At 72.3% G+C, this 11,405-nt stretch carries 11 protein-coding genes and 2 tRNA genes; 4 read left to right on the plus strand and 9 right to left on the minus strand.

What is annotated here, in order from left to right; genetic code table 11:
* Window positions 1-61 precede the first annotated feature (61 nt).
* Window positions 62-928 carry a glycerophosphodiester phosphodiesterase family protein gene (locus V3W47_RS09700; RefSeq protein WP_331825006.1) on the minus strand — a complete coding sequence of 289 codons (867 nt, stop codon included), beginning with the start codon at window positions 926-928 and terminating at the stop codon, window positions 62-64.
* A gap of 150 nt (window positions 929-1,078) precedes the next feature.
* Between V3W47_RS09700 and V3W47_RS09705 the strand changes: the two genes are divergently transcribed.
* Together V3W47_RS09705 and V3W47_RS09710 are read left to right on the plus strand one after the other, a co-directional pair.
* Window positions 1,079-1,152 (plus strand) — tRNA-Cys (locus tag V3W47_RS09705).
* Window positions 1,153-1,180: 28 nt separating this feature from the next.
* A tRNA-Val gene (locus tag V3W47_RS09710) sits at window positions 1,181-1,255 on the plus strand.
* A 106-nt stretch (window positions 1,256-1,361) separates the two neighbouring features.
* Here the strand turns inward: V3W47_RS09710 and V3W47_RS09715 are convergent.
* On the minus strand, window positions 1,362-1,802 hold the full coding sequence (locus V3W47_RS09715; protein WP_331825007.1) for a hypothetical protein: 441 nt from the start codon (window positions 1,800-1,802) through the stop codon (window positions 1,362-1,364).
* A gap of 160 nt (window positions 1,803-1,962) precedes the next feature.
* Window positions 1,963-3,735 carry a hypothetical protein gene (locus V3W47_RS09720; protein WP_331825008.1) on the minus strand — a complete coding sequence of 591 codons (1,773 nt, stop codon included), beginning with the start codon at window positions 3,733-3,735 and terminating at the stop codon, window positions 1,963-1,965.
* Between the two features lie 319 nt (window positions 3,736-4,054).
* On the opposite strand from V3W47_RS09720, the gene V3W47_RS09725 reads away from it, so the two are divergent.
* Both V3W47_RS09725 and V3W47_RS09730 read left to right on the plus strand, forming a co-directional pair.
* Window positions 4,055-6,112, plus strand: a complete 2,058-nt coding sequence (locus tag V3W47_RS09725; RefSeq protein WP_331825009.1) for a protein kinase domain-containing protein — start codon at window positions 4,055-4,057, stop codon at window positions 6,110-6,112.
* Complete coding sequence (locus tag V3W47_RS09730) at window positions 6,109-6,378, plus strand: glutaredoxin family protein (protein WP_331825010.1); 270 nt, start codon at window positions 6,109-6,111, stop codon at window positions 6,376-6,378. The genes V3W47_RS09725 and V3W47_RS09730 overlap by 4 nt, the downstream gene beginning before the upstream one ends.
* Window positions 6,379-6,417: 39 nt before the next feature.
* Here V3W47_RS09730 and deoD read toward each other — a convergent pair whose 3' ends face one another.
* The 6 genes from deoD to V3W47_RS09760 form a co-directional block, all read right to left on the minus strand.
* Window positions 6,418-7,125, minus strand: coding sequence for a purine-nucleoside phosphorylase (deoD, locus tag V3W47_RS09735; RefSeq protein WP_331825011.1), 708 nt, complete (start codon window positions 7,123-7,125; stop codon window positions 6,418-6,420).
* 10 nt (window positions 7,126-7,135) lie between these two features.
* A complete protein-coding gene (locus V3W47_RS09740; protein ID WP_331825012.1) occupies window positions 7,136-7,912 on the minus strand; it encodes a class I SAM-dependent methyltransferase in 777 nt (258 codons plus the stop codon).
* Between the two features lie 378 nt (window positions 7,913-8,290).
* The gene (locus V3W47_RS09745; protein ID WP_331825013.1) at window positions 8,291-8,878 is read right to left on the minus strand and encodes a helix-turn-helix transcriptional regulator; all 588 of its coding nucleotides are present in this window, start codon (window positions 8,876-8,878) and stop codon (window positions 8,291-8,293) included.
* A gap of 26 nt (window positions 8,879-8,904) precedes the next feature.
* A complete protein-coding gene (locus tag V3W47_RS09750) occupies window positions 8,905-9,804 on the minus strand; it encodes a S1C family serine protease (protein ID WP_331825014.1) in 900 nt (299 codons plus the stop codon).
* 46 nt (window positions 9,805-9,850) lie between these two features.
* Window positions 9,851-10,396, minus strand: a complete 546-nt coding sequence (locus V3W47_RS09755) for a GNAT family N-acetyltransferase (protein ID WP_331825015.1) — start codon at window positions 10,394-10,396, stop codon at window positions 9,851-9,853.
* Window positions 10,387-11,400, minus strand: a complete 1,014-nt coding sequence (locus V3W47_RS09760; RefSeq protein WP_331825016.1) for an NAD(P)H-dependent flavin oxidoreductase — start codon at window positions 11,398-11,400, stop codon at window positions 10,387-10,389. The genes V3W47_RS09755 and V3W47_RS09760 overlap by 10 nt, the downstream gene beginning before the upstream one ends.
* Window positions 11,401-11,405: the final 5 nt, after the last annotated feature.

The following is an 11,405-nucleotide window of genomic DNA, read 5'->3' on the forward strand; positions in this document are numbered from 1 at the left end:
TCACCAGCTTGCAGTCGCCGGGAGAGGGGCCTTCCACATCGGAGGGCCTCCTTTTTACGGTCTACGACCCGCCCTGTTCCTCCACCAGCACCTTGCTGAGCATGTCCGGCCTGTCGGTGATGATGCCGTCCACGCCCATGCGGGTCAGGCGGCGCATTTCCTCAGGGTCGTTGATCGTCCAGACCTGCACGGCGACGCCCCGCGCGTGCATGGCCCGGACGAAGGCGGGGGTGACGACGGTGATGCCGCCCGCCCTCACGGGCACCTGCGCGACGCGACCGGGGAGGCGGGCCAACCGCGAGAGACCGACCTTGCCGAGCAGCACGGCGGGCCGCAACTCGCGTGCCGTCATGCTTGTCATGACCTCCGGGCACGCGCGCCGGAACTCGCCCAACGCCCGGTCGCTGAAGCTGGCGGCGGTCACACGGGAGGTCGCCCCCGCCTCCCGCAATACACGGCAGAACGTCGCGGCAATACTCGGCGTCTCCTGCTTGAGTTCGATGGTCATGGGGAGGGTCGGGAACTCGGCCAGGACTTGCGACAGTTGGGCGACGCGAACGCCCTGTCCTCGGTAGGGAAAGGTCCGCCCCCCGTCGTTAGTGAACGTATATCCGGCGTCCGCCGCGAGTACCTGCTCCAGCGTCATGTCCGTGATGCGACCTCGCGTGTTCGTCAGGCGGTCGAGCGTCGCGTCGTGTGAGAGGACGAGCGCCCCGTCGCGGGTGGCGTGCATGTCCATTTCGAGCATGTTCACGCCGAGCGCGGCGGCGTGGCGGTACGCCTCCAGCGTGTTGCTGGGCCGCAGCGCCTCACCCCCCTGATGCGCGATGTTCAGCGTCCGGCCCGTGACGAAGGAATTCGGGGGAGGCCCGGCGGGTCGGCACCCGGCGAGCAGCAGGACCAGGGGGGCGAGCAGCACACCTCGCATCGCCCTCCACTCTACCCGGCCTTTCCGAAGTGACCTCAGCTTTACAGCTTCCGGGGTGCGTGCTAAAATTCCTTCCGCTGGTGGGAAGGTCCCCTCAGCCGCTCCCGCAGGGCACAGCTTCCACCGGCCTGCCCCAAGCACCTCCGGCACGGCGCTGTAGCCAAGTGGTAAGGCAGAGGTCTGCAAAACCTCCACCACCGGTTCGAGTCCGGTCAGCGCCTCCAAGCCCTCTCGTTTCCCCCACCCCGGTACAGACTCGTAGCTCAGGGGTAGAGCACTACCTTGACACGGTAGGGGTCAGCGGTTCAAATCCGCTCGGGTCTACCAGCTTGCCCGCTCTCGGAGCGGGTTTTTCTTTATGGGTGAGGGCGGGGTGTGAGAGGGGCGGAGAGGCAGAGCGCCGCCTCGTTCCCGCCCGTCCGAATGTTCACGCCTACCCGAACAGCCGCAGCAGGGGCCGCCACCACGGAATCCCCACCAGCACCACCACCAGCGCCAGCCCCGACCACAGCGCGGCGCGGCGGAAGGCCGCCTGACTGCTCCCCGCGCGTTTGCTCAGGGCGCTGGCGAGGGTGGCAAAAACGGCAGCGACCAGCCCGATGCCGGTGTGCTCCCACTGGAAGCTGAGACGCGGGGCGTCCGAGAAGGCCCGGCTCCCCGTGGCACCCAGGAGACCGAAGAGCAGCAGGCCGAGGACGACCTGAAGGTGGACGCTGCCCGCGAAGAGTGCGACCGGGCGGCGGTCGGCGGGGGTGAAGGCCCGCGCACTTCCCACGCCGCGCAGGCTGACGAGCAGCGCCCACAGGCCCGTAAGGAGCACGAGCCAGCGCGTGAGGTTATGCAGGGTGAGCAGGGTCAGATACAGGGTCGCCATGCGCCCAGGGTAAGGGAACGTGGTGGGGACGGGCAGGTGGGGAACGTCCCTGGCGGGCAGTTCGAGGAATGAGCGAGGAGGGATGAGCAGGAACGAACAGCCCAGGCTTCAGCGCCCTCATCCCTCATGACTCATCTCCTCCTGGCGACCCTCGACCCTCCTAGATGGTGGCGGGCTGCACGGCGGCGGCCAGCCACGATCCCTCGCGGACGACGAGCACCTGCGCCCCCGGAAGGGTGAGGACGAGCAGGTCGCGCAGGAGGGCGGGAGGCTGGTCGGGCAGCAGAACGCTCAGGTCGCCCCCGTCCTCGCGGTGGAGGGTGAGCGCCCGGCCAGCGGCGTGGAGCGTGACCGGCCCGTCGCCCAGGCGCAGGCTCACGAATTGTCCACCGTCGGGGACGTTCAGGCGGGTGCTGGGATGTGGGGCGGGCAGTCCCTCGGGCGTGAAGGTCGCCGCGTGGAGGACGGCGTGGAGGGAGCGGGCCTGTTCGTCCGGCAGGCCGAGCCGGGCGGCGCAGGCCCTCAGCGCGGCCTCCGCCTCGGCGGCGGGAAGGCGGGAGAGGCGGGCGGTCAGGGCGTCCACTCCCTTGCGGGCGAGGGTGTGCAGCGTCTCGGGAGAGGCTCCCGCGTACCGCTCGGCACTCGCCGGGCCGAGGGCGGCGGCGTCCACCTCCGCGCCCCGCAGGTGCTGGGCGGCGGCGCGGGCGAGGCGCAACTGGGCGTGGCTCGCCGCCGGGTCGAGGAGCCGGGCCACCGCCCGCGCCCGCGCCGCGAGGTGGCCCGGCCCCTCACCGGGGGCGGGGGCCGCGTGGGGCAGGTGCAGCCGCAGGTACGCCCCGCTCAGGAAGGCGCTCAGGGGACCCTGCGGGGTGGGCAGCGTCCAGGCCCGCTCGGCGGGCGGCAGATGCGGGTGCAGCAGCGCGACCTGCGCCTCCCCCGGCTCTCCCACCTGAAGCTGCCAGCTCGGCCCGACCGCGTGCCAGCGCAGCGTCAGCCCGCGCCAGCGCGCCTGCTGCCCCCCCGCGAGGTGGATGACGAGTTCGCCCGCCCGGTCGTCGGGGGTGCTCAGCGCGGCGGGACCGTGGGCCGCGTACAGGACGCTGTGGGCGGGCATCACCCCCAGGCTGGCGGGGACGGGGGCAGCCGAGAGCAGCTCGGCGACGAGGGCCTGGAGGTGCCGGGCCGCCTCGCGGATGGCGGGTCGCTCGCGCGGGTCGCGGGTGGGCGGGTAGGAGGCCCGCAGTGCCCGCACGAGCGCCCCACGCGCCTCCGGGGCGAGCGGTTCGCTCTCGGCGGCGCGGACGCGGGCACCCAGCACGTCCTCGTCGGGGTGGCGGGGAAAGGGCGCGTCGTGGACGCTCCACAGGGCGGCCCCCAGGCGGGCGCGGCCCTCCTCGGTGAGCAGCACGTCGGCGAGGCCCCGCCCGAGCTGGCGCACCACCTCCGCGTCGTGCAGGGCGACGAGGGGATCGTTCTCGGCGGGCACGGCGAGCGGTCCCGCTTCCCCCCGCGCGTCACGCTCGGCGTTCTCCAGGGCGGCGTACAACACCCGCAGGCTCAGCCGCCCCGGCTCGGCGCGCAGGGGGCGCATCCGCTCCTGCACCCGCTCGCGCAGCCCCGCGTGCCAGGCGAGGCACCGCAGTTCCTCCCACGCGCGGGCCTCGGGCGAGTCGGCGCTCGCGGGGGCTGTCCAGGCGGGCACGGGACCGGCGGCGGCGGCGGTCGTGCGCTCCCCGCGCCCCGGCAAGGCTCCGGCGCGGTACTGGCGGTCACTCTCCACCAGACGGCGGTACAGGGTGGGTTCGAGCGGCGCGTGCAGCAGCGTGTCCCGCAACTCCGAGAGCGACCGCCGCCCACCGCGCGGCATCCGGCCCGCCAGCACGTCCGCGACCCGGTATTCGTACAGCTCCACGAGTTCCGCCCAGTACGTCACCGGGCCAGTATGGCAGGTGCCGGTTGGGGCGACTTCCCCCGTCGGGGTGGGCCGGAAGGGGTGAGGCTGGGACCACTCGACCTTCCGCGAACGTGGGCGCTGGGCGCGCGAAAGGTCAAAGGCCGAAGGCGCGCGTTCCGGGCCTTCTGCCCTCTGGCTTCCGCGACGTTCGCGGGGCATTTGCTCACGCCCACCCCCCGAAGTGCTCCATCTCCCGGAATGTAAGTCTCCCGACAGGGGGGCCGGGTATAAAGGGAGGCGCTATGCCCGTTTCCTCCGCCCCCCGGTCCCGCCCGCTCCCCCGCGCCGGGAGGTGGCCTTGAACCTGCTGCTGCTCGGCTCGCTGTTCGTGGTGGGGGTGCTGCTCAGCGTCCGCGCGGGCGAGCGCACCCTCGGCGTGACCGTGGCCGCCCTCGCGGGCGGGCTGGCGGTCTTTCTCGCCGTGCTGGCGCAGGAGGGCGGTGGGCTGGACCGGGCGCAGGGCGTCCTCGTCGTCGCGGCGGTGCTGCTGGGGGGCGCGGCCTTCCGGCTGGGGGGCGTGAACCCGCACGAGGGGGGCCTGCGCCTGCCGGGCCTCTCCCGCGTGCTGACCTCCACGGGCGGGGGGCGCACCGCCACGCCCCCGGCACCGCGCCCGGTCCCGACCGTGCCCGACCTGAACTTCCAGGACTACGAGGTGCTCGACCGGGTGGGCGTCGGCGGCATGGGCAGCGTGTACCGGGCGCGGCGCCGCACCGACGGGCGCATCGTGGCCCTCAAGGTGCCGCAGGAGAAGTACCTCGCCGACGCCCGCTTCGTCAAACGCTTCTACCGCGAGGCGGAGGTGCTCAAACGCTTCAACCACCCCGGCGTCGTGCGCGTGTACGACTACCGGATGGAGGCCCCTGAACACTACATCGCGATGGAGTTCCTCGACGGTGAGAGCCTGGAGGCCGTGCTGGAGGCCCGCACCCTGGAGTTCGGGGAGGCGGTGCAGGTCCTGCGCTCGCTCGCCGACGCCCTGCGGCACATCCACGGCCACAACGTCGTCCACCGCGACATCAAGCCCGCGAACGTGATGGTCCTGCGCCACGCCTTCGTGGAGGGCAAACTGCGCGAGGGCGGCATCAAGCTGATGGACTTCGGCATCGCGGTCGGCAAGGTCCTCACCCGCCTGACCATGACGGGCGCGCGGGTGGGCACCCCGGTCTACATGGCCCCCGAGCAGGCGAAGGGCAACCGGGTGGACGCCCGCAGCGACGTGTATTCCCTGGGGCTGCTCGCCTACGAGATGGTCGCCGGGCAGCCCGCCTTCAAGGGCAGCTACGAGGCGGTCGTCCACCAGCAGGTCTTCGAGACGCCCAAGCCGCCCAAGCAGGTGCGGCTGGAGGTGCCCGGCAAGCTCGGCGACCTGATCCTGCACATGATCGAGAAGGACCCCGAGGGCCGACCCACCCTCGACGAGGTGATCGCCCGCCTCGACGCCGGGGTGCTGGAGGACGAGGCCTTCACCGATCCCGTGGCCCTCGCCCTGAGCGTCGGCGAGAAGCGGGGCACCCTGCGTCTGCTCGACCTGAAGGGCCGCCTGCGCGTCAGCCTGCGTGATCAGTCGGGCGGCGAGGGTGGGCTGCCGAGTGCCCCGACCGCCCTCGCCGCCGACGCGGACGGCTTCCTCTACGCCGCGCTCCTCGACTTCCGGCAGGGCAAGGCGGGGGCGCTGATCCGCAAGCTCGCCCCCGACGGGCGGGAGGTCGCCGCGTTCGGGACCTACGGCCTCGGCGAGGGCGAACTCCTGCAACCCGCCGGAATTGCCGTGACGGGCGGGCACGTCTACGTCCTCGACGGCGAGGCGCATCACGTCGTCGTGTACGACACCCACGGTCGCCCCGTCCGCCGGTTCGGGGGGCGTGGCAAGGGCCTGGGCCGCTTCGAGGGGCCGCGCGCCATCGCCGCCGCGCCGGGTGGGGAGGTCTACGTCCTCGACGGCGGCAACCGCGAGGTGCAGCGCTTCTCCCCGCAGGGCGAGTACCTCAGCCGCTACGCCTTCCGCCGCGACCGGGAGGGTGACGCCCTGCGCGAGCTGGAGGGCCTGGCCGTCGACGCCACGGGTGCCGTGTACCTCGTGGACGCCGTGGCGCGCAAGCTGCGGCGCATCGAGCCGGGCGGCACCCCCGGCGTGACCTTCGGGCTGGAGACGCTCGTAGGCGAACCCGAGACCGCCCCGTGGCTGCTTCAGATCGGGGCCGGGGGCGAGGTCTACGCCGTGCGGCAGGGTGGGCAGGTCCTCCGCACCTACAGCCCCGTCGGGGACCTCCTCGCCTCACAGGACCTCTACGCGCCCGTGCGGGCGCTGACGCTGCTGCCGCGCCCGGTGCCCGTGCCCGCCGGGGTGTTGTGACCGCCCCCCTCCCCACCCTTACCCTCTACGTCCGCGCGGGTTGCCACCTGTGCGAGCAGGCCGAGGCGGGGTTGCGGGCGCTGGTCTACCGCTACGTGGCCGTGGACGTGACGGGGAACGCCGACCTGGAGGCCCGCTACGGCCACGACGTTCCCGTGCTGACGCTGGGGGAGCGGGTGCTCCTGAAGGGCGTGCTGGGCCGGGGCCGCCTGAGTGCCCTCAAGGTGCAGCTTCTGCGGGAGGCGGGGGTGGGGCGTTCGGGATGAGGGGTGGGGGAAGGACGGCGGCGACGGGGCCGCGCCCTCTCACTCCCCCAACGCCGCGTCCAGCGCCACCTCGATCATGCCGTTGAAGGTCGTCTGCCGCTCCTCGGCGGTGGTCTCCTCGTGCGTGACGAGGTGATCGGAGACGGTGAGGACGGTCAGCGCCCGGACGCCATGCTGGGCGGCGAGGGTGTACAGCCCGGCGGCCTCCATCTCGACGGCGAGAACGCCGAAGCGCGCCCACAGTTGATACACGTCGCGGTCGTCCTGATAGAAGGTGTCCGAGGACATGATGTTGCCGACATGGGTGGTGAAGCCGCGTTCCCGCGCGACCCCGTACGCCCGCAGCAGCAGCCCGAAGTCGGCGATGGGCGCGAAATTCTTGTGCCCGAAGCGGACGTTGTTGATGTTTGAGTCGGTGCAGGCGGCCTGCGCGAGCACGAGGTCGCGGACATGCACGCCCTCCTGATACGAGCCGCAGGTGCCCACGCGGATGAGCTGTTGGCACCCGTAGTCGCGGATGAGTTCGGACACGTAGATCATGGAGGAGGCGATCCCCATGCCCGTGCCCTGCACGCTGACCCTCTTGCCCTTGTAGGTGCCCGTGTAGCCCAGCATCCCGCGTACGGAGTTGTGCTGGACGGGGTTCTCGAAGAACGTCTCCGCGATGTGCCGGGCACGCAGGGGGTCGCCGGGCAGCAGGACGGTCTCGGCGATCTGGCCGGGCTGGGCGTTGAGGTGGACACTCATGGGAGGCAGGCTAGCAGCCGTTTCCACTGTGCAGCGGCCTGAGCACCATCTGGAGGCCCCCGAAGGTCAGCTCCCGCGTCTCACCGTCCGGCACGAAGGGACGCAGCCCCGCGTCCAACCACGCCGCGACCTCCCCCGCCGTCTCCCGGCCCGCATTCGTGGCGGCGATGGTGTTCGAGTGGGTGAGGAGGTAGGCGACGAGCGCCGGGCGGGTGAAGGGCAGGGGGTGGGTGAATCGCTCCTCGTTGTAAGAGAACCCCGCCTCGCGCGCCTCCGCCTCCCCGAACTCATACCGGTGACGGGGTGGGGCCGGGTAGCGTGCCGAGTACGCGGCCATGAACTCGGCGAAGTCCTCACGGCCTGGCATCTGCCCCGGAAAGAAATCGTCGTACATGAACAGCACGCCGTTTGGTCGCAATGTCCGCCGCGCCTCTCCGAGAAAGGCGGCGCGGTCGAACCAGTGGAACGCCTGCGCCACCGTCAGCACGTCGAGGGCGTGGTCAGGGATGGGGAGAGCTTCAGCAGGCGCACGCGCGTAGGTCACGCGGGGATGCGGGGCGGCGTGGGCCAGCATCGCCTCCGAGGTGTCGAAGGCCAGCACCTGTTCCACCACGCCCGCGAGGGCCACGCTGGACAGGCCGGTGCCGCAGGCCACGTCAGCTCCCAGCTCCCGACCCGTCAGCAGCGGCCTGAGTCGTTCCATGAACAGCGGGTGGAAGAAGGGCCGCCCGGCGGCGTAGCGGGCCGCGCCGTTCGCGCTCTGGAAGGGATTGGCAGGCGTGAGCATGGGAGCAGGATGGGAAGTTGGAGGTCTTGCGTGCTTGTTCTGGGTGTTGGATGTTCGGGGGACGACTCCGGGGAGTTGTTGGGTGAGGGGGGCTGGGCGCTAGGCCTGTTCACCTCCTCCCGGCCTTCCCCCTTAAAACGCCTCATGTGAATTATCGATCAGGCAAGGGAAGCGTTCTTGCCGTCAAGCAAGGGGACGAGCGTTGCTCGTCACCCCTCTCCCCAGCCCTCTCCCGCAGGGGGAGAGGGAGCAAAAAGTACATCCAGCACGCTTATTGCTTAATTCACATCAGGCGTTCAAGAAGGAGCAACACAGCCCTCAACGAATGTCTATGGTCTTCCGTGCCGACTGGCTGCTGGCGACTGGCGACCCGCCGCCCTACACGCTGATCAGCCCCAGTTGCACCCCCCGCGTCACCGCCCCGGCGCGGCTCTGCACGCCGAGCTTGGAATAGACGGCCTGGACGTGAAACTTCACCGTGCTTTCGCTGACGCCGAGTTCGCGGGCCGCGCGCTTGTTGCTCAGGCCCTCGGCGAGCAGGGCCAGCACGTCGCGCTCGCGGGGAGTGAGGGTCACGCCCTCGGGGTCGATCTCGTCCGCCTCGTCCCGCGCGGGCTGGACCTCCTCGGGGGAAAGGGCCGCCAGCCCCGCCGCCGCTGCGAGGACGCCCGCGAGGAGTTCGGCGGGGGTCGCGTCAGGGCCGAGGGCCGCCCATCCGCCCGGCGCAAGCTCATGGAGCGTCCCGACCCACGCGCCCGAGCCGAGGGCCACCACGCCAGCTATGCCCTCCAGTTCCGCTGCCAGCGCCTCCGGGTCGGTGAGCCAGAAGTCGTCCACAACCAGTACGTCCGCCCCGTCCCCGTCGGTGAGGCTCAGGCCGAAGCTGCCCAGCAATGCCGCCACCCCCGCCGCCAGCGCGGGCGAGCGGACGGCCACGCGCACGAGGGGCAGGGGGGCGGCGAGCATGGCTGATGGTAAGGGGAGGCCCGGCCTCAGCGTTCGCCGACCGTCAGGGTCACGTCCGTCTCCTCGCCGCCGCGCAGGACGCGGGCCGTGACGGTCTGCCCGGCCAGCTCGCGTACCCGCTCCAGCAGCTCGCGCGGGTGGCGCATTCCCTCGCCGTCCAGCGCGAGGAGGATGTCGCCCACGCGCAGCCCGGCGGCCTCGGCGGGGCTGCCGCCCTCCACCTGCACGACGGTCAGGCCGACCCGTCCGCGCATCCCACCGCGTCCCCAGCGCCCGCGTCCGCGTGGGCCGCGTTCGTCGTCACGTCCGGCCCGCCCGCCGTCACCCTCCGGGAAGTGGACGGGCTGGGTGGCGATGCCGAGGTAGCCACGCGGCACCCGGCCCGTGGTGCCCAGGAGGTCGGCCACCCGCAGCGCCCGTTCGGCGGGCACGGCGAGCAGCGTGCCGCGCTCCACCCCCGCGTTGAGCACGCCGATCATGCGGCCCCGCGCGTCCACGAGGGCACCGCCGCTCACCCCCCGGAACGGCGCGGCCCCGGTAGCGAGCCAGCCGCGCTCCGGCACCGAGCGTTCCAGCAGGCCCAGGGTCGCCTGAACCCCGTGCGGCGGGCGGCCCACCGCGAGGAGCAGTTCGCCGACCCGTGTGCCGTCGCCCGGCGTCAGGGGCGGCACGCTCAGGCCCGGCACCCGCAGCAGGGCGAGGTCGCTGCCGGGATCGCGGCCCACCACCGCCGCCGTGAGGGTGCCGCCGTCCGGGGTGCGAACCGTAAGTTCGTCGGCGTGGAGGACGTGCGCGACCGTGAGCACCTGCTCCGGCCCCACGACCGTGCCGCTTACGGGCCGCGCCGCGTGGACGGTGACGATGCTGGCGGCGGCGGCCTCCACGGCGTCGGCCATCTGGGTTGAAAGTTCCTGAAAGTTCGTCATGCCCACAGGGTGCGCTTCCGGCGACGAAAAGACCTCGGGCGAACGGTCAGGCTCCTTCCCCCTCCGAATGGCCGGGGTCCTCCTCCCAGTCGTGGCGGGTCAGGACGTACCGGACGACCTCCACCCGCTCACCCCGGTACATGTCCGGTTCGCCGCGCCCGTTCTCCCGGAGGCCGAGGCGGCGCATCAGCACGTGGGAGGGGAGGTTGGGAGCGTGGACCTCTGCCGTCACGACCTCCAGCCTCAGCGTCCCGAAGGCGTGGGCGAGCAGAAGCCGTCCGGCCTTCCGGCCCACGCCCTGCCCCCACAGCGCCCGCTCCCCGATCCCGATGCCGAACTCGCCAGAGGTGCGTGTGAGATTCGCCAAATCCACGTACCCGACGAGGCGACCGCCAGCCTCCACCCCCAGGCGCATGAAGTCCGGCCCGGTTCCGGCGATCAGGCGTTCCCAGTGGCGGCTCACCAGCCGGGGTGCGAGACCGACCGTCCATCCCGCCGCGCGGCAGAACTCGGGGTCGGCGGCCCAGCGTGCGGCGGCCCCCTCGTCGCCGGGGCGCAGGGGGCGGAGGGTGACGGCCTCGCTCACGGCCACAGCCCCACCAGAAGCTCCGCCGCCGTCCCCGCCCGCCCGAGGTGCGCGCCCTCGCCCGCCCAGAGGCTCAGGAACTCGGCCCGGCCCGTGCGAGCGGCAGCGGCCCGGAGGTCGCGGGTCAGCGCGTTCTGGAGGGGGAAGGGGAGAGGATACCCGACCTCTGCCGTGACCCGGTTGGCGAGGCCGCGTGCCGTCTTCCCGCTGAACGCCCGCGTGAGGGTCGTGTCGCCGGGTCGCGCCGCCGCGAGGGCCGCCCGGTAGGGTGCAGAGGTGCCCGCCTCGCTCGCCCTCAGAAAGGCCGTGCCGCATTGGGCGAGGTCCGCGCCCGCGTCCAGCACCGCGCGCACGCCCGCCGCGTCCATCAGCCCGCCCGCCGCGCTAACGGGGACGTGGACCGCCTTCACTACCGCACGGGTGAGGGCCAGCGTGTCGGCCAACTCGTCCTGCATCCAGCCGCCCCGGTGCCCGCCTGCCGACCCTCCTTGAACGACCACCGCATCCACGCGGTCTGACGCGAGTGCGCGAGCCTCCTGCACCCCTGTTGCCGTGCCTATGATGAGGATGCCCGCTTCGTGTAGGGCCGTCATTTCCGTCATTCCCAGCCGACCGAACGCGAAGGAGAAGACGGTGGGGCGCAACTCCAGGACCGCCCGGAACTGCGCCGCGAAGTCCTCCCGCACGCGCTCGGGGAGGGTCGGTGGCGGCAAGTTCAACTCCGCGTGCAACGGCGAGAGGTCAGCCACCGCCGCCGCGACCTCCGCTCCTGTGACTTCGGGCAAAGATTCGGGCACGAAAAGGTTCACGCCGAAGGGCCGATCCGTCAGCGCCCGCACCGCCGCGCCCGCCTCCGCGATCTGCCCCGCCGTCAGGTAGGCGGCCCCGAGACTGCCCAGCCCACCCGCCCTCGACACCGCCGCGACGAGTTCGGGCGTGGTCACGCCGCCCGCCATCGGTGCCTGCACGATGGGGAAGCGCAGGCCGAGCCTCTCCCTCAACCCAGTCACCTCGC

The sequence above is a fragment of the Deinococcus sp. YIM 134068 genome (genome assembly GCF_036543075.1).
GTDB classification, from domain to species: domain Bacteria; phylum Deinococcota; class Deinococci; order Deinococcales; family Deinococcaceae; genus Deinococcus; species Deinococcus lichenicola.

Bases quoted from the DNA above. Each gene is read 5' to 3' on its own strand.
- V3W47_RS09700 (WP_331825006.1), bottom strand. From the start codon at position 928: ATGCGAGGTGTGCTGCTCGCCCCCCTGGTCCTGCTGCTCGCCGGGTGC.
- V3W47_RS09715 (WP_331825007.1), bottom strand. From the start codon at position 1,802: ATGGCGACCCTGTATCTGACCCTGCTCACCCTGCATAACCTCACGCGC.
- deoD (WP_331825011.1), bottom strand. From the start codon at position 7,125: ATGAGTGTCCACCTCAACGCCCAGCCCGGCCAGATCGCCGAGACCGTC.
- V3W47_RS09740 (WP_331825012.1), bottom strand. From the start codon at position 7,912: ATGCTCACGCCTGCCAATCCCTTCCAGAGCGCGAACGGCGCGGCCCGC.
- V3W47_RS09745 (WP_331825013.1), bottom strand. From the start codon at position 8,878: ATGCTCGCCGCCCCCCTGCCCCTCGTGCGCGTGGCCGTCCGCTCGCCC.
- V3W47_RS09750 (WP_331825014.1), bottom strand. From the start codon at position 9,804: ATGACGAACTTTCAGGAACTTTCAACCCAGATGGCCGACGCCGTGGAG.